The organism is Streptomyces sp. NPDC090445, from assembly GCF_044769385.1.
Classification (GTDB): domain Bacteria; phylum Actinomycetota; class Actinomycetes; order Streptomycetales; family Streptomycetaceae; genus Streptomyces.
This window is the reverse complement of sequence record NZ_JBIVXV010000004.1, coordinates 145718-168206: the sequence shown is the minus strand read 5'-3', so window position 1 is coordinate 168206 and position 22489 is coordinate 145718. Positions and strand designations below refer to the sequence as shown.

Sequence of the window (22489 nt, the reverse complement as noted above, 5' to 3'; positions counted from 1 at the left end):
CTGCTGTTGTCCACGGTGCACCACGCCACTGACAACGGGCCCTGCCGATAACGTCGTTGCAGGTCAGGGCGATTGTCAGTGGGGGTCCCTACGGTGGTTCCCATGACCGATCAGCAGGTCCGCTGGACAGCGGAACAGGTACTGGCCCTGGCTCCTGACGCCGCGTCGCACAAGGCCGGGGTCAAGCTGGGCGGGGCGGGCCCCTGGTCTGAGACCGGAGGTTCCGCTTCCGGTGCGGTGTGGGGGTTGTGCAAGGGCAGCGGCGCCACGCCGTACCGGACGGTCGTCGACCTCGCCGGCCCTGCCTACAAGTGCTCCTGCCCGAGCCGGAAGTTCCCGTGCAAGCACGCACTGGGACTGCTGCTCCTGTGGGCCGCCGAAGGCTTCGGCGAGCCCGCCGAGGCGCCGGAGTGGGCCGGCTCCTGGCTGGCCGGGAGGGCCGCGAAGGCCGCCCGGCCGGCGGCCGCGGCCGCCGGACCGGCCGACCCGGAGGCGGCGCGCCGCCGGGCCGAACGGAGGGCGGCCCGGATCGGCGCGGGTGTCGCGGAGCTGGAGCAGCGGCTCGCCGACCTGGTCCGCGGCGGACTCGCCGGCCAGGAACAGTCCGGATACGCGCCCTGGGAGGAGACCGCGGCCCGCATGGTCGACGCACAGGCGCCCGGACTGGCGGCGCGCGTGAGGGAGTTGGGGACGATACCCGGTTGCGGCGCCGGCTGGCCCGCCCGGATGCTGGAGGAGGGCGCGCTGCTGCACCTGCTGAACCGGGGCTGGCTCGGTGTGGCAGGCCTGCCGGAGCCGCTCGCCGCGACGGTACGGAGCAGGGTGGGGCTCCCGAACGCCGCCGCGGAGGGGGAGGCCGTACGGGACCGCTGGCTGGTGCTGTCCCAGTACGACTCGGTGTCGCCGGACGGCCGGCTCACCACCCGCCGGATATGGCTGCGCGGGCTGGAGAGCGGGCGCCCGGCCCTGGTCCTGGACTTCGGGCCGCCCGGGCGGCCGCCGGCGCTCGCGCTGCCGGTCGGCCTGGCGGTGGAGGCGGAAGCACGCTTCCGTCCCGGCTCGGCAGGGCTGCGGGCGGACCTCGGGGAGAGGTCGGCCCCGGCCGCGCCGTGCCACCGGGTCCCGGCCGGGATCGGTACCGGGGCGGCACTGGAGGCGTACGGGGCTGCGCTGCGGGAGGACCCGTGGCTGGAGTCGTGGCCGGTCGTGCTGGGCCCGGTGGTCCCGATACCGGGAGAGCTCGGCTGGCAGCTGGCCGACGCGGAGGGCGCCGCCGCGCTGCCGGTCCCGCTGTCCGGGGCGGGCAGCCGGTCCCGGTCGGGCCTGTGGCAGCTCGCCGCACTGTCCGGCGGGGGGCCGCTGACGGTGTTCGGCGAATGCGGCCACCGCGGATTCACCCCCCTGACGGCCTGGCAGCCGGGCTGCCCGGAGCCGGTGGCCCTGGTCTGACCGGACCGGGCCGCCGCCGGTCAGGGGCCAGGGGGACGCAGGACGGGCGGCGCGGGGGCGCCGGCCGAGGAGGGGCACGCGGACGCGGGGGCGTCCACGTGAACGAGAGAGAAGCCGGGGGGCTTGCCATGAACGACAACCACGCCAGCTGAAGGGCCGGGCACAGGGAACGACAGCGGCTCCGGTCCCGCACAGGGGACGGGACCGGAGCACGGAACAGCACCGAGAGGGAGGGACCCGATGGCCACCACGGCCGAGTACACGGGGTGCGGGGAGTGGGAGGAGCTGGTCGGCGCCGCGCTCCTGGGCACCGAGCGGCGACAGGGCGATCCGGCGGCCCTGCTCGACGCGGCGGCCGTGCAGACCGTGCGCCGCCGCGCCGGGCTCCGGCCCGCCGAGGCGGGCCCGCGGCCGGAGCCGGCTCCGGCCGACCCGCGGCCGGAGCCGCCCGGAGCGGCCCGGCGGCGGCTCGCCCAGCTGCTCGCCGGGCGGACCGGCACGGGCAGCAGCGGCGGGCGGCGGGGGGCCGCCCCGGACCTGACCGAACTGCTGCCGCAGTGGCTGGCAGCCGCCGGACACCACGGCTACCGGGCGCCGGCGGCGCTGCTGCCGGCCCTGCTCGATGCCGCCCGGGCCCGTACCGACCTGCGCCCGCAGGCCGTGGCCCTCGCCGGACCGCGCGGACTGTGGCTCGCCCGCCTCAACCCCGAATGGCGGTTCGCCCTGCGCGGCGGGGCGGGCGGCGGAGCCCTGCCCCACCCCGAGGACGAGGCCGCGGTGGAGCGGCTGTGGCAGGAAGGGCTGTTCGCGGAGCGGGTCGCACTGCTCGGGGCCGTACGGGCCCACGAGCCGGCCGCGGCCGTACGGCTGCTGTCCGGCACCTGGACCACCGAGCGGGCCGAGGACCGGCTGATGTTCCTCGACTCCCTGCGGGTCGGGCTGTCGGAGCAGGACGAGCCGTTCCTGGAGGCGGCCCTGGGCGACCGGAGCCGCAACGTCCGGGCCACGGCGGCCGAACTCCTGTCCGCGCTGCCCGGCTCGGCGCTGGCCGGGCGGATGGCACGGCGGGCCGTGGCCTGCGTGGGACCGGAAGGTGTGGTCCCGCCGGCCGAATGCGATGCGGGGATGCTGCGCGACGGAGTGGCGAAACGGCCCCCCGCCGGGCGCGGGGAACGGGCCTGGTGGCTCGGCCAGCTCGTGGAGGCGGCACCGCTGTCCTGCTGGCGGGAACGCTTCGGGGGGCTCGACCCGGAGCGGATCGTGGCACTGCCCGTGGCCGACGGCGAGAGCTGGCGGGAGGAACTGCACGCGGCATGGTGCCGGGCGGCCGTGCGGCAGCGGGACGCGGAATGGTCCCGAGCCCTGCTCGGCGCGGCGTCCGCACCGCCCGCGACCGCGCCGGGGACCGCGTCGCTCGCGGAGCGGGCCAAACTGCTGTCGGTCCTGCCGGACGGGGAACGGGCCGACTGGGTCGCACGGTTCATCCGGGCGCACGGGCTGTCGGAGGCGTTCCAGCTGCTCGGCGTGTGCGTGGTGCCGTGGGCGGGGCCGCTCGGCCGGGCCGTGATCGACGCGCTGGACACCGCCCGGGAGGCGGGCAGCTACCCGTGGAGCTTCAGCGGGGTGATGGGGCTGGCCGAGCGCTGCCTGGATCCTGCGGAGGCCGGCCGGCTGGAGGCGCTCACCGCCGCCGCGGAGTATCCCGAGGACGGGGCTGCCGGGGCGGCGGCGTACTGGGCCGAGGCGTTCCAGCGGCTCGTCGCCACGCTGCGGTTGCGGGCCGCCATGCTCTCCGAGCTGGATCCGGCCCCACCCGCCTGACGGCCCCCTCCGGCCGGGGGTTCCGCCGCCGGGTGGCTCCCGCCATGCCCCGGCGCGCCGCCGCTTCGGGGCGCCGCCCCGCACCCCGCGCCTCAAACGCCGGCGGGGCTGGTTTCGGCGGGGCAGGCGTGCCGGTGCGGCGCCGCTTCCGAGGGGGCTCCGCCCCCGCACCCCCGCGCCTCAAACGCCGGCGAGGCTGGGGTTGGCGGGGCTGAGTTTGGCGGGGGTGGGTTTGGCGGGGGTGGATTCGGCCGGGGGCGTCAGCGGCGGATGTTTTCTCGGACCCAGTCGACGATGGAGGTCGTCGTGGCGCCCGGGGTGAAGATTTCGGCCACGCCCTTCTCCTTGAGGGGGGCGATGTCGTCCTCCGGGATGATGCCGCCGCCGAACACCTTGATGTCCTCGGCCTCGCGCTCCTTGAGGAGTTCCAGGACGCGCACGAACAGCGTGTTGTGCGCGCCGGACAGGATCGACAGGCCGATCGCGTCGGCGTCCTCCTGGATCGCGGTGTCCACGATCTGCTCGGGGGTCTGGTGCAGGCCCGTGTAGATGACCTCCATGCCGGCGTCCCGCAGGGCGCGGGCGATCACCTTCGCGCCGCGGTCGTGGCCGTCGAGACCCGGCTTGGCCACCACCACACGGATCGGACCGGTCACACCCATCGCACTGCCTCCTGAGTGAACGAACGTTAAGTACAGCATCGCGCACGCCCCCGTTTCACGGTCAAGCACGAGGGGGAAATCACACGTGGGACGGCGTGATTCACCGCCAGGAGCCGCACCGCACCGGATCGCCGCGCCACCGTACCGGCAGCCGCACGGCACGGCGGCGCGGCCGGCCGCAGTCCCGTTCACGGTCATGGGGAGGCCAGGGGAGGCCGTCGATGGGGCTGTCCATACCCGTATACGGATCAGCGCCGGTCTCGGGCGCCGCGCTGCGGGCCGGGGTGCTGGAGGCGATCCTGTTCGGCGCCCATCTGCTGCACTACCCGACCGGGGTCCGGCAGGAGCGGCCCGCGGACGGGGACGCCCCGTCCGGGGCCCGGCCGCCCGTGCTGCTGCTGCACGGGTTCAGCGACAACCGGTCCGTCTTCGTCCTGCTGCGCCGCGCCCTCGCCGGCGGCGGCCGGCGGGTGGAGGCGCACAACTATTCGCCGCTCACCCTCGATCTGCGGGTCGCCGCCCGCAGTCTGGCCCGGCGGGTCGAGGAGCTCTGCGAGCGCACCGGCCGGGACCGGATCGACCTGGTCGGCCACAGTCTGGGCGGGCTCGTGGGCCGGTACTACGTCCAGTGCCTCGGCGGCGATGCCCGTGTCGGCACCCTCGTCACGCTCGGCACGCCGCATTCCGGTACGCGGATCGCGCCGTTCATGGACGCGCACCCCCTGGTCCGCCAGATCCGCCCGGACTCCGCGGTCATCGCCGAGCTGCGCGCGCCCGCGCCCGGCTGCCGTACCCGATGCGTGGCGTTCTGGACCGAGTTCGACGAGCTGATGGACCCGCCCGGGACGGCGCGCATCGAGCACCCGGACCTGCGCGCCGAGAACATCCAGGTCACGGGCGTCGGGCATCTTGCGCTGGCGGCCCATCCGGCCGTCGCGGCAGCCGTCCTGCGCGCCCTCGACGGGCCCGGCCCGGCGGCCGTCGAACCCCCGGAGGACACCGCCTCCGTCGCGTGAACCCACACCGGACCGGAGTCGAACGAATTTCGAACTCAAGGCCAAGGCTGTGCATGAAGGCGACCGAAACACGGCCGAATGCCCGGTTCCGCTCAGCTTGGAGCCCGCCGAAGATTGTCGTGGCCAGTGACCGCCGGGTACAGTCACGCCACTGCTCTCCCCAGGGAACCCCCGATCCCTGGCCACCCAGGCCCCCACTGCCGAGGCGAAAGAGAAGTTGGTGAACGACCGCCCCTCGTCGGGCCTGTATCCCGAGTCCGGGTACGACGGCCTCTCCACCACCACCTTCGGCGGCGATTCGTCCTACGCTTCCTACGAAACGCAGGGCCAGGGGTACGCCTACACCTCGTACGGCACGTACGACACCGGCTCGTACGACACCACCGCCTGGGCTCCGCAGCCGAGTTACCCCCAGGACGGCTACCTGTCGACCGTCCCGGCCCAGGGCGCCCCCGTGGACAACAACGCGGGAACCGGCCAGTGGGACACGACCGCCTGGACGGCGCAGACTCCCGACTACCAGTCCACCGCCACCGCGTTCGGCTACGAGCAGACCGGCCAGTGGGCGACGCCGGGCTACGGCACCACCGGCACCGAGACCGGCGCGTACGACGCCACCGCCTGGAACGCGGTTCCGCTGGACCAGCAGCAGACCCAGGCGTTCTCGTTCGACTTCGAGCAGTCGCAGGCTCAGTCGCAGCAGGCGTACGAGTACCAGGAGCCTGCCGCCGCCGTCGCCGCCGACGCGTACACCGAGACGGCCGTCTTCGAGGCCCTCGTCGACGAGGCCGCCGACCCCGCCCCGGAAGCGGACCACGAGGACCTGGACCTGGATCTGGACCTGGATCTCGATGCGGAGTCGGACCTCGGCCTCCTCGCCGGCCCGGTGCACGACATGCCCACCCAGGCCATGCCCATCACGCCCGCGGCTTCCCCGGCCGGCCCGTCGTCCGGGTCGCGCGCCTCGCGCCGCGCCGGCGCCAAGGCCCCGCACCCTTCCGGCAACAGCCGCCGCCGCACCCCGGCGAAGCGTTCCGCCCTGCTGACGGTGGCCGTTCCCTCGGCCTGCGTGATGGGCATCGCCGGTGTCGCGGCCGCCTCCGTCGGCGGCCTCACCGGCGGCGAGAAGCCCGCCGAGGAGACCACGACGGTGGCCGCGCCCGACCCGGCGTCGGTCAAGCCCGTGGCCGCCAACAGCAAGCTCGACACCCAGCTGGAGGCGCTCAGCGCCGATGCGGGCGACTTCGCGGACCGCGCGAGCCGCACCCAGGAGCGCATCGACCTGCGCCAGCGCCAGGACGAGGAGCGCAAGCGGAAGCTGGCCGAAGAGGCGGCCAAGGAGGCGGCCCGCCCCAAGTTCGCGATCCCCGTGGCGCAGCGCGGCCTGAGCGCCAGCTTCGGCCAGGCCGGCGGCATGTGGATGTCCGTGCACACCGGCATCGACTTCCCGGTCGGCTACGGCACGCCGGTCATGGCGGCCACCGACGGGACCGTGCGCACCCAGTGGAACAGCGCCTACGGCAACATGGCGATAGTGACGTCCCCCGACGGCACCGAGACCTGGTACTGCCACCTGGGCAGCACCAAGATCCGGTCCGGCAAGGTCAAGGCCGGCGACGTCATCGCGTACTCGGGCAACTCGGGCAACTCCACCGGCCCGCACCTCCACTTCGAGGTCCGGCCCGGCGGCGGGTCCGCGATCGACCCCGCGGCCTGGCTGCGCAGCCACGGCCTCAACCCGAACTGAGCCCTGCGCCGAACTGAGCCCTGAGCCGAACGGCGTCCTGCGCCGACCGGCGACGCCCCGAGCACCCGCAACCCGGCCCCGCACGCCCGCGTTCCGTACGCACGGCCCCGTACGCACGTCAGGCCCCGCGGGCCTGGTGCCCGCGGGGCCTGACGCCCGCTACAGCTTCTGCACCGGCGCGTAGCGCAGCAGCAGCCGCTTCGGCTTGCCGTCCCCGAAGTCGATGGTCGCCTGCGCGTCCGACCCGGCCCCCGTGACCTGCAGGACCGTGCCCAGCCCGAACTGGTCGTGCGTGACCCGGTCCCCGATCGCCAGCGCCGCGACCGGCTTGTCGGCGGCCCGGCGCGTCGCGAACCCGGACGGCCCCGACCGCGTACGGGAGGAGGACAGGAAGGCCTCCGGGGAGGTGCCGAACGAGGCCTTGCCCGACCCGTAGCCGGAGCCGGAGCCGGAGCCCCGCATCGGGCCGGCCGGCTTCTGCGCGGCGCCCGTGCGCTTCCACTCCAGGTACTGCGTCGGAATCTCCTCCAGGAACCGCGACGGCGGGTTGTACGAGGGCGTGCCCCAGGCGCTGCGCATCGAGGAGCGGGTGAGGTAGAGGCGCTCGCGGGCCCGCGTGATGCCGACGTAGGCGAGGCGCCGCTCCTCCTCCAGCTCCTTGGTCTGGCCGAGTGCCCGCATGTGCGGGAAGACGCCGTCCTCCATGCCGGTCAGGAAGACCACCGGGAATTCGAGGCCCTTGGCGGTGTGCAGGGTCATCAGGGTGATGACGCCCGACCCCTCGGTGTCCTCGTCGGGGATCTGGTCGGAGTCGGCGACGAGCGCGACCTGCTCCAGGAATTCGGCGAGGGTGCCGCCCGCGCCGCCAGGCGCTGATGTCGCGGTGTCCTCCCCGCGCGCCTGCTCGAATTCCAATGCGACGGCCGCGAGTTCCTGGAGGTTCTCGATCCGCGTCTCGTCCTGCGGGTCGGTCGAGGCCTGGAGCTCGGCGAGGTAGCCGGTGCGTTCCAGTACCGCCTCCAGCACCACCGCCGGGCCCGCGCCGGACTCGGCGATCGTGCGCAGCTCCTCCATGAGCACGTTGAACCGCTTCACGGCGTTGGTGGAGCGGGCGGCCATGCCGTACGCCTCGTCCACGCGCCGCAGCGCCTGCGGGAAGGTGATCTTCTCGCGCAGGGCGAGCGCGTCGACCATCGCTTCCGCCCGCTCGCCGATGCCGCGCTTGGGCACGTTCAGGATGCGGCGCAGCGGGACGTTGTCCTCCGGGTTCGCGAGGACGCGCAGGTACGCGAGGATGTCGCGGACCTCCTTGCGCTCGTAGAAGCGGACCCCGCCGACGACTTTGTAGGGCAGGCCGACGCGGATGAAGACCTCTTCGAACACACGCGACTGGGCGTTGGTCCGGTAGAAGATCGCGACGTCTCCCGCCTTCGCCCGGCCGGCGTCGGTGAGGCGGTCGATCTCGTCGGCGACGAACTGGGCCTCGTCGTGCTCCGTGTCGGCGACGTAGCCGGTGATCACGGCGCCGGAGCCGGCGTCGGTCCACAGGTTCTTGGCGCGGCGGTTCTCGTTGCGCTCGATGACCGCGTTGGCGGCGGAGAGGATCGTCTGGGTGGAGCGGTAGTTCTGCTCCAGCAGGATCGTCGTCGCGTCCTTGTAGTCCTCCTCGAACTGGAGGATGTTGCGGATCGTCGCGCCGCGGAAGGCGTAGATCGACTGGTCGGCGTCGCCCACCACGCACAGCTCGGCCGGCGGCAGGTCCGGCCCGCCGGGGCCGACGAGCTCGCGCACCAGCGTGTACTGGGCGTGGTTGGTGTCCTGGTACTCGTCGACGAGGACGTGCCGGAAGCGCCGCCGGTAGTGCTCGGCGACGTCCGGGAACGCCTGGAGCAGGTGGACGGTGGTCATGATGATGTCGTCGAAGTCGAGCGCGTTGGCCTCGCGCAGCCGCCCCTGGTACAGGGCGTACGCCTGGGCGAGGGTCTTCTCGAACCCGTCGGCTGCCTGGGCGGCGAAGGCGTCCTCGTCGATGAGCTCGTTCTTGAGGTTCGAGATCTTGGCGTTGAAGGACTTCGGCGGGAACTTCTTCGGGTCCAGGTCCAGGTCGCGGCAGACCAGCGCCATGAGGCGCTTGGAGTCGGCGGCGTCGTAGATCGAGAAGGACGAGGTGAAGCCGAGCCGCTTGGACTCGCGGCGCAGGATGCGCACGCACGCACTGTGGAAGGTCGACACCCACATGGCGCCGGCGCGCGGGCCGACCAGGTTCTCGACGCGCTCCTTCATCTCGGCGGCGGCCTTGTTGGTGAAGGTGATTGCCAGGATCTGGCCGGGGTGGACGCCGCGGGCGGCCAGCAGGTGGCCGATGCGGTGGGTCAGCACGCGGGTCTTGCCCGAGCCGGCGCCGGCCACGATCAGCAGCGGGGAGTCCGCGTGCACCACGGCCGCGCGCTGCTGCTCGTTCAGCCCGTCCAGGAGCGCCGCCGGGTCGATGACCGGCTTCGGCGTGCCGTCGCGGTAGTAGGCGTCGCCGCTCATGGGCGCGTCGAAGCGGCCCTCGAAGAGGTCGTCCGCGCCCGGCTCCGGGGCGGGCCCGTCCTCGTACTCCTCGGGCGGCGGCGGGACCTCGTCGGAGGGGGTGAGGTCCGCCAGGAAGCTGTCGTCAAAGAGGCTGCTCATCGCCTTCCGAGTCTAGGGGCCCGCAAGGACACCCGGGGCCTGATCAGCCTGTGACGAGCGCCAACAGGCCGGGGAAGCGCCGCTCCAGGTCCTCTCGGCGCAGGACGAGGTAGAGGCGGCGGCCCTGGGGGCGCTGGCAGATGACGCCGCTCTCGCGCAGCGTCTTGAGGTGGTGCGTGACGCTCGACCTGGGCAGATCGGGGACGACCTCGCCGCAGTAGGCCTCCTCGCCGGAGGAGAGCCTGCGGACGATCTCCAGCCGGACGGGGTGCCCGAGGGCCGCGAGGACCTCGGCGAGTTCGAGGCTGTCGGCGTCGGGGTGGGTCAGCTCTGCAGCGGCGGCCATGCCCTCACTGTACGCAGATCTCGTACGGCCATTGCGCGACAGTTCGGAGATCTCGTACAGTCGCAGCCATGACTGTACGAGATCTTCGAACGATCGCTGGATCCCGCCTGCCCACGGAGGACACCCCCATGCCCGGCACCGCCCCGCTCGACGACGCCGCCCGCACCGCCCCGCTCGACGACGCCGCCCTCGCCGCCTCCCTGGACGGCGGCTTCACCAGCCGCCACGCCGACGTCGGCGGCATCCGCCTGCACTACGTCGAGGGCGGCGACCCCGCCGGCGCGCCCCTGGTGCTGCTCGGCGGCTGGCCGCAGACCTGGTGGCAGTGGCGGAAGGTGCTCCCGGACCTGGCCCGCCGGTACCGCGTGATCGCCGTCGACCTGCGCGGCATGGGCGGCTCCGCCAAGCCGGAGGGCGGCTACGACAAGAAGACGCTGGCCCGCGACGTCCACGGGCTGCTGGGCCGGCTCGGCATCGCGTCCGCCCACGTCGTCGGCCACGACATCGGCGCGATGGTGGCGTACGCGTTCGCCGCCAACCACCCCGAGGCGACCCGGAAGGTCGCCCTCCTGGACGTCGCCCACCCCCACGAGGGCTGGGCCGCGATGCCACTGCTGCCCCGCGAGGACCTCAGGCACCTGTGGTGGTTCGCGTTCAACCAGGTCCACGGCCTGCCCGAGCAGCTGCTCGCCGGCCGCTCCCGCATCCTGCTGGACTGGCTCTTCGGCGCCATGACCACCCGCCGGGAGGACATCGACGAGCACGCCCGCGCCGTGTACGCCCGCGCCTACGACACCCCGGAGGCGATCCGCGCCGGAAACGACTGGTACCGCGCCTTCCGGCAGGACATCGCCGACCTGGCGACGTACGCCCCGGTGACCGCCCCGCTCCTCGCCCTCGGCGGCGAGCACAGCAACCACCGGAGCCTCGTGGCGGACGTCCCGGCACTCGGCACCGACACCCGCGTCGTCCGCATCGACGACAGCGGGCACTACCTCCCGGAGGAAAACCCGCAGGCGGTCGTGGAGGAGCTGACCCGCTTCCTGGGCTGAGCAGGGGCCCCCGTACGCTCGACCGCATGGACGTACTCATCAACGCCTTCGTCGGCCTGCACATCATCGGAATCGCCTCGCTCCTCGGCGGCTTCCTGACCCAGATGAAGGCGATGAGCGCAGGCACCGCCCGCTTCGTGCCCGCGATGCTGCACGGTGCCCTGACGATGCTGGTCACCGGCGTCCTGCTGGTCGGCTTCCGCGAGATGGACGGCGGCAGCGTCAACCACATCAAGATCGGCGTGAAGCTCGCCGTCCTCTTCGTGATCCTCGCCCTCGTCTACGTCAAGCGCGACGAGGAGCAGGTCGACAAGGCGCTCTTCGGCGCGGTCGGCGGCCTGACCGTGGTCAACATCTTCATCGCCACCCTCTGGACCTGATCCGAAGACGACACCTCCGGATCACGACGGGGCATTTGCGTTCATCTCGTCATCCGACCGTTACCCGGCGGTCTAGCGTCCTCCTCCGAGCCCCGACGGAGGAAGGACGTGAGGCCCTCGTGGCCAGTCATCGAAAGCCCCGGCAGCGCCCGCTTCGCGGCGGCACCGTACGCACCGCCGCCACCCTCGCCCTCGCGGGCGCTGCCACCGCCACCGCCTTCGAAGGCACCTCCCAGGCCGACCCGCAGCGGACGCCCTCGCAGATCAAGGCGGAGGTCGACCGGCTCTACGAGGAGGCGGAGGCCGCCACCGAGCGGTACAACGGGGCGAAGGAGAAGGCCGACGAGGCCCAGCGCGCGCTGAACGAGCTGCGCGACGAGACCGCACGGCGCACCGACCGGCTCAACGCCGCCCGCCGGGCACTCGGCTCCCTGGCCGCCGGCCAGTACCGCAGCGGCGGCCTCGGCCCGGCCGTGCAGCTGGCGACGGCCGACGACCCGCAGGACTACCTGGACCGGGCCGCGCTCCTGACCCGGGCCGGCGACCGCAGCGCCGCCGACATCGCCTCCGTACGCCGGCAGCTCGACGAGGTCGGCGCACTGCGCGACCGGGCGGCCGGGCACCTCGCCGAACTCCGCGCCGGGCAGGCCGAGCTCGCCGCGCAGAAGTCCGCCGTCGAGGGGAAGCTCGACGACGCGAAGCGGCTGCTGGCCCGGCTCACCGCCGAGGAGCGGGCCGCGTACGAGGCACCGGCCGGCGAGGCGGCCCCCGCGGGCGCGCACGCCCAGGCGCCGCCGGCCCCGTCGGACGGCAGCCGCGCCGCCCGGGCCATCGCCTTCGCCCGCGGGGCGATCGGCAAGCCGTACGTCTGGGGCGCGACCGGCCCGAGCGGCTACGACTGCTCCGGCCTGACCCAGGCCGCGTACCGCTCGGCGGGGCTCTCCCTCCCCCGCACCACCTACACCCAGATCAACGCCGGCCGGCGGGTGTCGCGGAGCGAGCTGGCCCCGGGCGACCTGGTGTTCTTCTACCCCGGGGTCACCCACGTCGGCCTGTACGTCGGCGACGGGCAGATGATCCACGCCCCCCGCCCGGGCTCGACGGTCCGCGTCGCCCCGGTCGACTCCATGCCCTGGGCCGGCGCGACCCGCCCGGCGTAGCCGGCGCGGCCGCGCAGCCGGCGCGGCCGTCCGCTACGGCGTCTTGACCTGGGTGCTCAGCCAGCCGAAGGCCTGGGGCAGCTGCTTCGACCACGTTTCGAGGTTGTGGCCGCCCACGACCTTCTCCGCGTGCACCACGGTGGGGCTCTTCGCGAGTGCCTTGAGGTCCGTGCCGGACAGGTAGCCGTCGTGCTCGGCCCCCGACATCCACAGCGAGACCGCCGGCGGGGCGGGTGCGGCCTGGAGCACCGCCTTCAGGTTGTGGGTGCGGCGCAGCTCCGGGTCCTGGGCGACCAGCGAGGACGGCTCCTGGCCCGGGTCGTTGTAGCCCGACAGGGAGACGGCGGCGCTGTAGCGGTCGGGGTGGGAGATCGCCAGCTTGGCGGCGCAGTACGCGCCGGCCGAGTAGCCGGCGATGCCCCAGGTGCGGGGCTCGTCCGTGGTCCGGAAGTTGTCGAGGACCATCTTGCGGACGTCGACGCTGAACCAGCTGTCGGCGTTGACCTTGCCGGGGAGGTTGGCGCAGCCGGTGTCGGCGTTCCCCAGCAGCATGGCGCGCGGCGAGACGAGGATGAACGGCGCCACCTTGCCGCTCTTCATCAGCGGCTCCAGCACCTCGTGCGCCTTGAGTCCCTGGAACCAGGACTTGCCGGTCCCGGGTATGCCCGGAATCAGCTCGACGACGGGGAACTTCTTGTCCTTGAAGGCCGGGTCGTCGTACTGCGGCGGCAGCCACACCATGACATCGCCCTTGACCCCGGAAATCTTGCCGTCGAGCTCGGTCTTCTTGACCCGGCCACCGAGGCCCTCGACCGGCTGCCACTCCTGGAGTACCTTCGGCGCCTCCTCGATCTTCTTGCCGCCGAGGCCGTCCGGACCGAGGTCGTTGGCGGCCTGCACGTAGTCGCTCGTGCCGAGCAGGTCGCCCCAGCTGGTGTAGAAGTTCTGCTCCCGGTTGACCGTGATGAACACCACGGCGATGGCGGTGACCTGGGCGAACACCATCATCAGCGCGCGGGTGAGGACCCGTACGGCGGCCGGGCCGCGCACCTTGCTCCACACGGCCAGCGGCAGGATGACGGCGATCGCCGTCAGGGCGATCACCGTCGCGAAGAGGGGGGTCCCGGTCAAGCTCATCACGCCAGCCTAGAGGGCCGCGCGCAGTGCCCGGGTTCCCCGCCCCGCCTGCGGCATGCGTCACAGACCAGGCGGAACGCCTCAGACGAGGCGTCGGGCGGTGGCCCAGCGGGTCAACTCGTGCCGGTTCGACAGCTGGAGCTTGCGCAGGACCGCCGAGACGTGCGACTCGACCGTCTTCACCGAGATGAACAGCTGCTTGGCGATCTCCTTGTACGCGTACCCGCGCGCGATCAGCCGCAGCACCTCGCGCTCGCGCTGCGTCAGCCGGTCCAGGTCCTCGTCGACCGGCGGGGCGTCGGTCGAGGCGAAGGCGTCCAGGACGAAGCCCGCGAGCCGCGGCGAGAACACGGCGTCGCCGTCCTGCACCCGGAAGACCGAGTCCACCAGGTCGCCGCCGGTGATGGTCTTCGTCACATAGCCGCGGGCGCCGCCGCGGATGACGCCGATGACGTCCTCGGCCGCGTCCGACACCGACAGGGCCAGGAAGCGCACCGGGTGCTCGGCCGCCGCCATCAGCGGGGCGCAGCGCCGCAGCACCTCGACCCCGCCGCCGCCGGGCAGGTGCACGTCGAGGAGGACCACCTCGGGCCGGGTGGCGGTGATGACGGTGACGGCCTGGTCGACGTCGGCGGCCTCGCCGACGACCTCGACGCCGGTGCGGCCGGTGTCCCCGATCTCGGCCTGCACGCCCGCGCGGAACATCCGGTGGTCGTCGACGAGGACCACCCGCACCCGCCGGTCCGCCGCGCCCCCGTCCTGACCCTGCCCCTGACCCTGGCCCTGGCCCTGTGCCTGCGTGCCCGCGTCTGTGTTCTGACCGTTCAGCCCGTTCATGCCGCCTTCGCCGCCCTCTCCATCTCCAGCTCGACTTCCGTGCCGCCGTCGGGTGCGGACCGCAGCCGTGCGGTCCCGCCGTTGCGCTGCATCCGGCCGATGATCGATTCTCGTACGCCCATGCGGTCGTCCGGTACCGCGTCGATGTCGAAGCCCGGCCCCCGGTCCCGTACGGACACGAACACGCGCTGCCCCTCCACCTCGGCGTAGACCTGCACCGGGCCTCCGTCGCCACCGTACTTGGCGGCGTTGACCATCGCCTCGCGCGCGGCCTGCATCTGCGCGCCCAGCTTCTCGTCGAGGGGGCAGTCGCCGACCACGACGACCTCGATGGGCACGCCGTGGTGGTCCTCCACCTCCGCGGCGGCCTTCTTCACGGCCTCCGCGAGGGTGGCGGGCTCCTCGGCCTCGTCCTTGCCGGTGCCCTCGGGCTTGTACAGCCAGTTCCGCAGCTCCCGCTCCTGCGCGCGGGCGAGGCGGCGCACCTCGCCGACGTCCTCCGCGTTGCGCTGGATCAGGGTGAGGGTGTGCAGCACGGAGTCGTGGACGTGGGCGGCGACCTCGGCGCGCTCCTGGGCGCGGATGCGCATCAGGCGCTCCTCGGAGAGGTCCTGGGTCATCCGGATCAGCCAGGGGCCGGCGAGCAGCGCGATGCCGACGAGGACGGCGAGGGCGGCGGTGAGCACGTTGCCGAGCTGGGCGGCCGAGCCGCGGACGACGATGAAGACGGTGAGGCCGACGCCGACGAGGACGACGCCGGCGAGGCTGCGGGCCAGGTGCAGCATCCGCGCGTTGCGGTCGGCGACAGCCCCCCAGTGGGCCCGCCGGGCGTTGTCGGCCTGCCGCCAGACGAGGACCACGCCGGCACCGACGAGCAGCGTCGGCCACACGTACCGGCCGGAGGCGCCGTCGTCCTGGACCTTGGCGATGAAGATGCCCGTGCCCACGCACAGCGCGATCAGCGCGCCGACCTGGCCCTTGTCGGGCCGGCGCAGGCGCCCGCTGCCGTCGGTGAGGCTGTCGAAGAAGGAGCGGTGCGCGGCGCGCCCGCCGACCCCGAGCGGTACGAAGACCCAGAACGCCGCGTACAGCAGGACGCCGAGCCCGTCGCCCCACAGGAACAGGCCCAGGAAGGCGAGCCGGACCCAGACCACGGGGAGCCCGAGGTGCCCGGCCAGGCCGCGCGCGACACCGCCGAGCATCCGGCCGTCGGCGCTGCGGTAGAGCCTGCGCTGCGGTGCTTCGTCGGGGTCGGGGGCGTGCGGGGTGCGCGGGGCGGCGGAAACGGGCATGTCACCGATGGTCACACGCGCGCGGGGCGCCCGGCATCAGGGCATCCCCCCAGATGTGACCGGGGGATATCAGGGTTGTGCCAGGGTTGGGCCCGATGCCGGGGGCTCCGACGGCCCGTCACCATGGACGCATGACCAAGCACGACTCCCCGCCGCCGGGCGGCATGCCCGACGACCGGTCCGACGCCGGTCAGGCCTCCACAGGGCGGGCCACCGCCGAACGGACCGGTGCCGAACGGACCGGTGCCGAGCGGGCCGCCGAGCGGCCGCCCCTGCGCCGCAGCAAGCGCGACAAGGTCCTCGCCGGCGTGTGCGGGGGCCTCGGCCGCTACTTCGACCTGGACCCGGTGATCTTCCGGATCGTGCTCGGCGTCCTCACCGTCACCGGCGGCTTCGGCCTGATCTTCTACGGCTTCGCATGGCTGCTGCTGCCCGTCGAGGGCGAGGAGGACAGCGAGGCGAAGAAGCTGCTGACCGGCCGGGTCGAAGGGACCACGCTGGCCGCGGTGTTCGCCGCGCTGGCGGGCTGCGCCCTGTTCCTGTCGATGCTGCACAACGGCGGGCTGGAGGCCTTCTCCGTCCTGGTCGTGCTCGCCCTGGGCGGGGCCGCGTACGTCTCCCAGCGCCGCCGGAGCACCACCGCCGACCCCGAGGCGGAGTCGCCGGCCGCGCACCGCCCGGCCCCGCCGGAGACGCAGGCCCCGCCCGCGCCGGGCAGCCCGTCCTGGTGGCGGGACCCGCTGGTCAAGGACGGCACCACCGGCCCGGTCGGGTCCACCGGCTACCTGTGGGGGCCGGACGACTCCCCCGGCGCGGCGGACGGCACGGACGGCCGCGCGGGCGACCGGTCCGGGCCGGGCTTCGACCGGCCGCGGCCGCGCGGCGGGATCGGCGGGCGGGTGTTCCTGCTCGCGCTGCTGGCGGGCGGGGTCGCGACCGCCGCGGTGTGGGAGGACGGCACCCTCTCGTACGCGCTGCAGATCGGCCTGGCCTCGGCCCTGGCCGTCTTCGGCCTCGGCCTCGCGGTCAGCTCCGTCAAGGGGCGCACCGGCTTCGGCACGTTCTTCCTCGCCACGGCCACGGCCGGGCTGCTGGCCGTCGCGTCCGCCCTGCCCGAGGACATCGGCACGGACTGGCAGGACGTCCGCTGGCGGCCGGCCGCCCTGGCCGACGTACGGCCGGAGTACACGGCGGGCACCGGGCTGGCCACGCTGGACCTGAGCCGGCTCGACGTGCCGAAGGGGACCACGCTGACCGTGCGGGCCGACATCGAGGCGGGCCGCCTCAAGGTGATCGTGCCCCGCGAGGTCACCGCGCAGGCCGACGTGTCGGTGCGGCTCGGCGACATCAAGATGCCCGGGGACAACTCGCAGACGATCCGCATCAAGAGCGGCGGCGAAACCGAGCAGAAGACCCTGGAACCGGCCGCGGGCACCGAGCCCGGCGGCACGATCGAACTGCGCCTGCACGCGGGTGCGGGACAGGTGGAGGTGGCACGTGCCGCGTCATGAGTTCCAGCCGGGACGGCTGCTGGCGGGCCTGGTCCTGACGACGGCGGGCCTGTTGTACCTGCTCGACGCGGCCGGAGAGGTGGACACGCCCTGGTTCCTGGTGGTCCCGATGGCCATGGGCGGGCTGGCGCTCGCCTCGCTGGTGGGGATGGTGACCTACGCGGTGCGGCGCGACCGCCGGGACCGCCCGGACGACGACGCGGTGCGCCGCGACCGGATCCGCGAGTCCAGGGACCAGTAGGGCGCGCCGGCCAGGATCAGCGGGGTCCAGGCCATCAGGTAGGCGAGGTCGTTGCCGTAGTAGTACGGGGTCACCTGCCAGGACACCGTGAGCCACAGGCTGAGCGAGATCAGCGCCCCGCCCGCGGCCGCGAGCCGGGTCAGCAGCCCGGCGAGGACGGCCAGGCCGACCGCGGTCTCCGCGACGGCCAGCAGGACGGCGAAGCCGACGGGCGAGAGCAGGGCCAGGTCGACGAGGCCGGGGATCGCGGAGGTGTCGCGGACCCCGCGCATCACCTCGCCGATCGAGCCGGGACCGGAGGCGGACAGGAACGCGGGGTCGGTGAGCTTGTCCAGGCCCGCGTAGACGAAGGTCACGCCCAGGAAGACGCGCAGCGGCAGGAGCGCGTACCGGGCGGCCCGGTCCTGCAGCGTGGAGGCGGCGGCCGCACGGCCGGAGGGGGCCTCGGGGCCGGAGGGGGCCTCGGGGCCGGAGGCGGCCGTGTCGCCGGTGGGGGCGTCGGGGCCCGCGAGGGCGGCGTGGCCGGAGGGGGTGCCGGAGACTTCGGGGGCGCCAGGAGCACGGGAGGCGCCGGGAGGGCGCGAGTCGTCGGGCGTGGGGAAGCCGTCGGAGGCGCCGGGGCTGTCGGGTCTGGTCACCCTCCCATCTCTACCATTCCTAATCAGTGAGCAGGAGTGGGTCTTGGACCCATGCCTGGTCGCTGCGGGCATCCCGAACGGTTTTGGGTGCCCTGGTCGCCCGCTTTCGCTCCGCGTCCGGTTGCGCGGATCGTGTCCGTGGTCCGGGGATGCGGGGGCGGGTTCCCTCGCGCTCCCGTGCACCACGATCGGCCTGGACGGTCCGATGCCCACGACGATCGCTCTGGTCGTCGTGGGGCGGTGCCGTCCGTCGCCGGATCGGGTGCCCGAGGGCGCGTCGCCCGATCGCGATGCCAGCGGCATCATGACGGGACATCTTTCGCTTGTTGCTGGTGAGGGGCTTGCGCCAGTGCTGGTCGCCCCATATCGACGTGTACGCCGGGTCGACGGCGACGATCGCGAGGTCTTGCTCGGCGGCCATCGACACCAGCCGGGCTCTGAGCTTCCCGGTCGGCATGCCGGAGATCAGCTGACGGAACCCTTTGCGGCTGCCGTGCTTCTCGCGGGTCTTCTCCTGCGTGAAGTCCAGGTCCTCGATGCCGATCGCTTTGACGCCGCACCTCTTGGCCCAGTGCAGCAGGCGGATGATGGCGTGCCGGATCTGCGCGTCGCGGTGGTCGGCGGTGCCGGCCAGGTCGTAGAAGAAGCGCTGGGGTTCGCCGACCGGGTTGCCGTGCGGGTCGAGCAGGTAGGCCGCGAAGTGGTCCGCGTTCGTGTCCACGCCGACTATGCCCTGGGCGCGCGCCGCCTCCAGCGGGATCGTCTTCACCACCGGGCGGGACCAGGCAGCGGTGAGGTACCAGCGGCCCCGCGCTGTGTCGTAGTGGATTCGGTAGGCCATGGCGCGGTTGCCGCGGACGCGGTCTCGCCACTCCTCGCCACGGTGCTGGAACTGCACCGTGGAGGCAAGGACGTACCGGCCACGCGGCGCATTGGCCAGGTGAGCGAGCGGCGCGGGCAGTTTGATGGAGACCTCGCCGTCGGGAGCGACGCGGATCGTCTCGTTCCCGAAGCGTTTGCCCGACTCTCCATCGGCGGCGAGGAACCAGCGCTCCGCTTCCCAGCGTTCCCGCCACTGAAGCTCGGTGAGCTGGGCGGCCTGGAGGTTGTGACGGTTGCGGGCCAGCTTCTTCCCGCCCCGCACGACGTGTACGACACCTGCCTCCCGGTCGGCGCGAGCCGTCTCGAGACGGCGCTCCAGGGTGTGCAGGCGCCGGGACTTTTGGAACCACTCGCCCTTCGACCGGTATCCACCCGGCGCCTTTTTGGTGCCCTTCTCCCCGATGGGCTGCGACAGGCGGTGCGTCAACGTGCGGACACCGGCCTCAAGGCCCTGGATGTGCGCGAGCTGACAGCGACGCGACAGTGCCCACTGATCGTGGGTGGCTTTCGTGATGCTCCCGGCCCAGCGGGAAGACGACCGGGCCGTCAGGCCCTGCTTACGGGCCGCCCACCTGTCGTTGTCGTGGTCGTTGCCGTCCGCGCACCGCTGCTTGAGGTCGAGGGACGCCAGAGAGCCCAGGTGCTCGCCGATCAGGCAGAGCACCTTCTCATCCTGCGCGGTGAGGTGCCCCAGCCGGTCCCGTATCGCCACACCAGAGGGGCCGAGCACAACGAACGGCAGTGCGATGGAACGCAGTTGCTTCTTCCTGGGCTCAGCCATGCTCGGCCGCCTCAAGGGCCTTGCGGGCACGGTTCTTCGCCGAGCGGCGGCCGTACAGGCGGGCGCAGAACGAGATCAGCACGTCCACGATGTCCTGCACCAGGTCGTCATCGGCCTCGCCGTCATCCAGAACCACCAGACGGCGGTTGGTGGCGGACAGGGCCGCTTCGACGAGTCCGACGTTCATGCGGCCAAGCCGGTCCCCGGTGCCCGGCCCTGGCCGCCCACTCCGAAAGGCGCGTCACCTGACGGGCCAGATCGTCCTTCTGGTCGTGGGACGACACACGGGCATACAGCCCGACACCACCCACCACCTCGGGCGTTGCGGCGGCCTCGGTGTCCACCAGGATCGTGCGCGGACCGACCTGCTGAGCCGGTAACGGCAATGTCCCCTCACGGAACCAGCGATACGCGGTCTGCGGGTGCACGCCCTGCGCTTTCGCCCACTCCTTGAGGTTCATACATCCGAACGTAACAACACTCATCAAAGTGCACTATCACTCACAAGAGTGAGCTCACGAACCAGCAGCTCCCCACCCCCTTCACTCGGCCACGTCGATGCCGTAGCGGTTGGATTCCACCCCCGCCGCGGTCACCACCTGGAGCTCGACCCGCCCCGGTTCCACCTCCGCCGGGACCGGAACCGTCAGCACCGTGTCCGACGGGTTGGAGAACCCGCCCGCCACCGGCACCAGCGGAACGTGCACGTGGACCGTCCCGATCCGCACCACCAGCCGCGCCAGCATCTCCGGCGTCTGCGCCCCGGGCGGGACGAACCCCACCCCGCGGATCTCGATGTCGTCCCCCGGCCGGACAGCCGCGTCCAGGTCCCCGGGCTCGCGTCTGCGGACCACCGACAGCACCAGCGGACGGGCCACCTCCGCGTACTTCGCCGCCAGGTACACCACGGCCGACAGGGCCACCAGCAGCGCCAGCGCCCACGGCAGCCGCGGCAGCCGGTCCGGGAACCGGGCCAGCGACACCGCCGCGTAGCCCAGCACCACCGTGGAGACCAGGACGTACTGGGCGTCCGGGAAACTGCCCCGGCCCGCGTCGTCCGTCAGCAGGTCCGCCCCGCACGGGCGGTCCGCGGGCAGCTTCTGCAGGCGCTGCCCGAGGATCCGTACGGCGACCACCCGGCGCACCAGCACCGCCACGGCCGAGGTCAGCGCGACCACCGCCAGCAGCGGCAGGGCCCGCCCGAGGGCCAGCCCCTCGTACAGCGCCCGCCGTTCCGGCCCGGATACCGACGCCGCCAGCCGCAGTGCGGGCAGCAGCGCGGCGAACGCGGTCAGCAGCAGCCAGGCGAGCGGCACCGCCTTCGAGGTGGACAGCCGGTTGTCCTCGCCGACCAGCGGTGCCAGCAGGCCGCCGCGCACCGACTGGGCGCGGGCGGCGACCGTGAGCAGTCCGGCCAGCACCAGGGCCGCCAGCAGGGCGGCGGTGCGCGCGGGGGACCAGCCGGTGCCGAGCGCGGTGCCGACCTGCACCACCAGCAGCACCCCGGCGGCGATCCACACGGCGAGCACGGCCCGCCGCGAGAACACGTACAGCCAGGAGGTGCCGGCCTCGCGCCCCCGGTCGGCGACGGTGCGCGCCGACAGGCCCAGCTCGTCGGAGACCCACTGCCGGGACGCCCCGGCGGACCGGGCCACCGCAGCGGGCAGCCCCTGTCCCGCGGCGTACTCGTCACGCTTCGCCAGGAACGCCGCGACCGCGCGCCGGTGGCCCTCCTGCGCGCCGTGCGGGCAGTCGTCGCAGGTGCATGCGCCGCCGTGGGGCACAAGGGAGATCGGGTGGACAGCCACGTGCCTGCCGCCTCTCTGAACTACGGTGCAATGCCAGCGAATTGTGCACCACTGCGGCAGTGCTCCGGATTGCGCGCGATGTCAGAGCAGGTGATTGACCGTTCATGGTGTTGACGTCACCCGCCCGGCGTCCGGTGCGCACCCGCCGGCCGGTCCCCCGCCACGGACTGCCACAGGGGCTGGTAGGCGGCCCAGGCCGCGAGGTCCGTCCCGAACCGCTCCCGCGCGGTGAGCGCGGCCCGGTGGCCGACCGGCACCGGCTTGCCCGCGGCCCGCGCGATCAGCTGGACCTGGGCGGCGCGCTCGGCCGCGACGGACCACCAGGCGGCCGCGTCCACGGAGTCCCCGACCGTCAGCAGCCCGTGGTTGCGCAGGACGAGCGCCTTGTACGGGCCGAGGGCCCGGGCGATGCGGCGGCACTCCGCCGGGTCGCCCGCCCCGGCGGTGTACTGGTCGACGAGGGCGTGGTCCTCGTAGAACGCGCAGGCCTCCTGGGTGACCGGGGCGAGCAGCTCGCCGAGCGCGGCGAGCGCCCTGCCGTACGGGCCGTGCACGCGGACCACGGCCACCGTGTCGGGCCGGGCCCGGTGGACGGCCGCGTGCAGGGCGAAGGCCAGCTGGTTCACCCGCCGCTCCCCCTGCAGCACGCGCCCGTCGCCGTCGACGAGGAGCAGGTCCCCGGCGGTCAGCGAGCCGAAGGCCCGCCCGAAGGGGTTCACCCAGTAGCAGTCCTCGAACTCGGGGTCGCGGGCGGTGGCCTGCCCGGCGACCCCCTCCTCGTACCCGAGCCGGCCGAACAGGCGCAGGGCGCCGGCGAGCCGCTCCTTGCGGTACGCGCGCTCCTGCGCCGGATCGGTGTGGACGGGCGGCAGCTCGAAACGCAGCCGGTCCTCGGGGACGGGCACGGGCACGGGCACGGGCGCGGGCTGGTCCGGCATGGCGGCCCTCCTCGGTCGGCGGCGGTCGCAGCGGTCGGCGGCTGGCGCGCAAGGTACCCGCGGGGCCCGCAACCCGCCAGAGAGGGGGCCGGAACCGGAAGGGGAGCCGGAGGGG

19 protein-coding genes and 1 pseudogene are annotated in these 22489 nt (G+C 73.5%); 9 read left to right on the top strand and 11 right to left on the bottom strand.

Translation table 11 applies throughout. From position 1 onward, the window contains the following. The first annotated feature begins 102 nt into the window (after positions 1 to 102). Both ACIQUT_RS11615 and ACIQUT_RS11610 read left to right on the top strand, forming a co-directional pair. Positions 103 to 1449, top strand: coding sequence for an SWIM zinc finger family protein (locus ACIQUT_RS11615; protein WP_403561900.1), 1347 nt, complete (start codon positions 103 to 105; stop codon positions 1447 to 1449). Between the two features lie 240 nt (positions 1450 to 1689). Further along, on the top strand, positions 1690 to 3270 hold the full coding sequence (locus tag ACIQUT_RS11610) for a DUF5691 domain-containing protein (protein WP_403561898.1): 1581 nt from the start codon (positions 1690 to 1692) through the stop codon (positions 3268 to 3270). A 260-nt stretch (positions 3271 to 3530) separates the two neighbouring features. On the opposite strand, the gene ACIQUT_RS11605 is transcribed toward ACIQUT_RS11610, so the two are convergent. Beyond that, on the bottom strand, positions 3531 to 3932 hold the full coding sequence (locus tag ACIQUT_RS11605) for a cobalamin B12-binding domain-containing protein (protein ID WP_403561896.1): 402 nt from the start codon (positions 3930 to 3932) through the stop codon (positions 3531 to 3533). A 221-nt stretch (positions 3933 to 4153) separates the two neighbouring features. On the opposite strand from ACIQUT_RS11605, the gene ACIQUT_RS11600 reads away from it, so the two are divergent. Beyond that, entirely contained in the window at positions 4154 to 4948 is a 795-nt protein-coding gene (locus tag ACIQUT_RS11600) for an esterase/lipase family protein (protein ID WP_403561894.1), read from the top strand. A gap of 220 nt (positions 4949 to 5168) precedes the next feature. After that, positions 5169 to 6695, top strand: a complete 1527-nt coding sequence (locus ACIQUT_RS11595) for a M23 family metallopeptidase (RefSeq protein WP_403561892.1) — start codon at positions 5169 to 5171, stop codon at positions 6693 to 6695. A 159-nt stretch (positions 6696 to 6854) separates the two neighbouring features. On the opposite strand, the gene pcrA is transcribed toward ACIQUT_RS11595, so the two are convergent. Together pcrA and ACIQUT_RS11585 are read right to left on the bottom strand one after the other, a co-directional pair. Next, complete coding sequence (pcrA, locus tag ACIQUT_RS11590) at positions 6855 to 9371, bottom strand: DNA helicase PcrA (protein WP_403561890.1); 2517 nt, start codon at positions 9369 to 9371, stop codon at positions 6855 to 6857. A 43-nt stretch (positions 9372 to 9414) separates the two neighbouring features. Further along, positions 9415 to 9717: an ArsR/SmtB family transcription factor gene (locus ACIQUT_RS11585; protein ID WP_385684242.1), complete on the bottom strand. Its 303-nt coding sequence runs from the start codon at positions 9715 to 9717 to the stop codon at positions 9415 to 9417. Positions 9718 to 9785: 68 nt separating this feature from the next. Between ACIQUT_RS11585 and ACIQUT_RS11580 the strand changes: the two genes are divergently transcribed. The 3 genes from ACIQUT_RS11580 to ACIQUT_RS11570 all read left to right on the top strand — a co-directional run bounded on the left by ACIQUT_RS11580 (position 9786) and on the right by ACIQUT_RS11570 (position 12309). Beyond that, entirely contained in the window at positions 9786 to 10769 is a 984-nt protein-coding gene (locus ACIQUT_RS11580; protein ID WP_403561888.1) for an alpha/beta fold hydrolase, read from the top strand. Between the two features lie 26 nt (positions 10770 to 10795). Further along, positions 10796 to 11149, top strand: a complete 354-nt coding sequence (locus tag ACIQUT_RS11575) for a hypothetical protein (RefSeq protein WP_403561886.1) — start codon at positions 10796 to 10798, stop codon at positions 11147 to 11149. 119 nt (positions 11150 to 11268) lie between these two features. After that, positions 11269 to 12309 carry an NlpC/P60 family protein gene (locus ACIQUT_RS11570; protein WP_403561884.1) on the top strand — a complete coding sequence of 347 codons (1041 nt, stop codon included), beginning with the start codon at positions 11269 to 11271 and terminating at the stop codon, positions 12307 to 12309. Positions 12310 to 12342: 33 nt separating this feature from the next. On the opposite strand, the gene ACIQUT_RS11565 is transcribed toward ACIQUT_RS11570, so the two are convergent. From ACIQUT_RS11565 to ACIQUT_RS11555, 3 genes are all read right to left on the bottom strand, one after another. Next, a complete protein-coding gene (locus ACIQUT_RS11565) occupies positions 12343 to 13446 on the bottom strand; it encodes an alpha/beta hydrolase (protein WP_403561882.1) in 1104 nt (367 codons plus the stop codon). An 81-nt stretch (positions 13447 to 13527) separates the two neighbouring features. Beyond that, a complete protein-coding gene (locus ACIQUT_RS11560; RefSeq protein ID WP_403561879.1) occupies positions 13528 to 14283 on the bottom strand; it encodes a LuxR C-terminal-related transcriptional regulator in 756 nt (251 codons plus the stop codon). Next, a complete protein-coding gene (locus tag ACIQUT_RS11555; RefSeq protein WP_403561877.1) occupies positions 14280 to 15575 on the bottom strand; it encodes a PspC domain-containing protein in 1296 nt (431 codons plus the stop codon). Before ACIQUT_RS11555 ends, ACIQUT_RS11560 begins: the two co-directional genes overlap by 4 nt. A 131-nt stretch (positions 15576 to 15706) precedes the next feature. On the opposite strand from ACIQUT_RS11555, the gene ACIQUT_RS11550 reads away from it, so the two are divergent. Together ACIQUT_RS11550 and ACIQUT_RS11545 are read left to right on the top strand one after the other, a co-directional pair. After that, a complete protein-coding gene (locus ACIQUT_RS11550) occupies positions 15707 to 17086 on the top strand; it encodes a PspC domain-containing protein (RefSeq protein ID WP_403561875.1) in 1380 nt (459 codons plus the stop codon). Next, positions 17073 to 17327: a hypothetical protein gene (locus tag ACIQUT_RS11545; RefSeq protein ID WP_403561873.1), complete on the top strand. Its 255-nt coding sequence runs from the start codon at positions 17073 to 17075 to the stop codon at positions 17325 to 17327. Before ACIQUT_RS11550 ends, ACIQUT_RS11545 begins: the two co-directional genes overlap by 14 nt. Here the strand turns inward: ACIQUT_RS11545 and ACIQUT_RS11540 are convergent. The 5 genes and pseudogenes from ACIQUT_RS11540 to ACIQUT_RS11520 all read right to left on the bottom strand — a co-directional run bounded on the left by ACIQUT_RS11540 (position 17243) and on the right by ACIQUT_RS11520 (position 22374). Next, positions 17243 to 17737, bottom strand: coding sequence for a DoxX family protein (locus tag ACIQUT_RS11540; protein ID WP_403562488.1), 495 nt, complete (start codon positions 17735 to 17737; stop codon positions 17243 to 17245). The genes ACIQUT_RS11545 and ACIQUT_RS11540 overlap by 85 nt on opposite strands. Positions 17738 to 17984: 247 nt before the next feature. Further along, a complete protein-coding gene (locus ACIQUT_RS11535; RefSeq protein ID WP_403561871.1) occupies positions 17985 to 19628 on the bottom strand; it encodes an IS200/IS605 family accessory protein TnpB-related protein in 1644 nt (547 codons plus the stop codon). Continuing rightward, positions 19621 to 20089, bottom strand: a pseudogene (locus ACIQUT_RS11530) (recombinase family protein). The gene ACIQUT_RS11535 and the pseudogene ACIQUT_RS11530 overlap by 8 nt, the downstream one beginning before the upstream one ends. Before the next feature lie 81 nt (positions 20090 to 20170). Beyond that, complete coding sequence (locus ACIQUT_RS11525) at positions 20171 to 21436, bottom strand: hypothetical protein (protein WP_403561869.1); 1266 nt, start codon at positions 21434 to 21436, stop codon at positions 20171 to 20173. Between the two features lie 116 nt (positions 21437 to 21552). Beyond that, positions 21553 to 22374 (bottom strand): class II aldolase/adducin family protein, encoded by an 822-nt coding sequence (locus tag ACIQUT_RS11520; protein ID WP_403561867.1) that lies wholly within the window; start codon positions 22372 to 22374, stop codon positions 21553 to 21555. Positions 22375 to 22489 lie beyond the last annotated feature (115 nt).

Coding starts and splice junctions, on each gene's coding strand:
- ACIQUT_RS11615 (WP_403561900.1), top strand. CDS start 103: ATGACCGATCAGCAGGTCCGCTGGACAGCGGAACAGGTACTGGCCCTG.
- ACIQUT_RS11610 (WP_403561898.1), top strand. CDS start 1,690: ATGGCCACCACGGCCGAGTACACGGGGTGCGGGGAGTGGGAGGAGCTG.
- ACIQUT_RS11605 (WP_403561896.1), bottom strand. CDS start 3,932: ATGGGTGTGACCGGTCCGATCCGTGTGGTGGTGGCCAAGCCGGGTCTC.
- ACIQUT_RS11600 (WP_403561894.1), top strand. CDS start 4,154: ATGGGGCTGTCCATACCCGTATACGGATCAGCGCCGGTCTCGGGCGCC.
- pcrA (WP_403561890.1), bottom strand. CDS start 9,371: ATGAGCAGCCTCTTTGACGACAGCTTCCTGGCGGACCTCACCCCCTCC.
- ACIQUT_RS11585 (WP_385684242.1), bottom strand. CDS start 9,717: ATGGCCGCCGCTGCAGAGCTGACCCACCCCGACGCCGACAGCCTCGAA.
- ACIQUT_RS11580 (WP_403561888.1), top strand. CDS start 9,786: ATGACTGTACGAGATCTTCGAACGATCGCTGGATCCCGCCTGCCCACG.
- ACIQUT_RS11575 (WP_403561886.1), top strand. CDS start 10,796: ATGGACGTACTCATCAACGCCTTCGTCGGCCTGCACATCATCGGAATC.
- ACIQUT_RS11565 (WP_403561882.1), bottom strand. CDS start 13,446: ATGAGCTTGACCGGGACCCCCCTCTTCGCGACGGTGATCGCCCTGACG.
- ACIQUT_RS11560 (WP_403561879.1), bottom strand. CDS start 14,283: ATGAACGGGCTGAACGGTCAGAACACAGACGCGGGCACGCAGGCACAG.
- ACIQUT_RS11555 (WP_403561877.1), bottom strand. CDS start 15,575: ATGCCCGTTTCCGCCGCCCCGCGCACCCCGCACGCCCCCGACCCCGAC.
- ACIQUT_RS11550 (WP_403561875.1), top strand. CDS start 15,707: ATGACCAAGCACGACTCCCCGCCGCCGGGCGGCATGCCCGACGACCGG.
- ACIQUT_RS11535 (WP_403561871.1), bottom strand. CDS start 19,628: ATGGCTGAGCCCAGGAAGAAGCAACTGCGTTCCATCGCACTGCCGTTC.
- ACIQUT_RS11520 (WP_403561867.1), bottom strand. CDS start 22,374: ATGCCGGACCAGCCCGCGCCCGTGCCCGTGCCCGTGCCCGTCCCCGAG.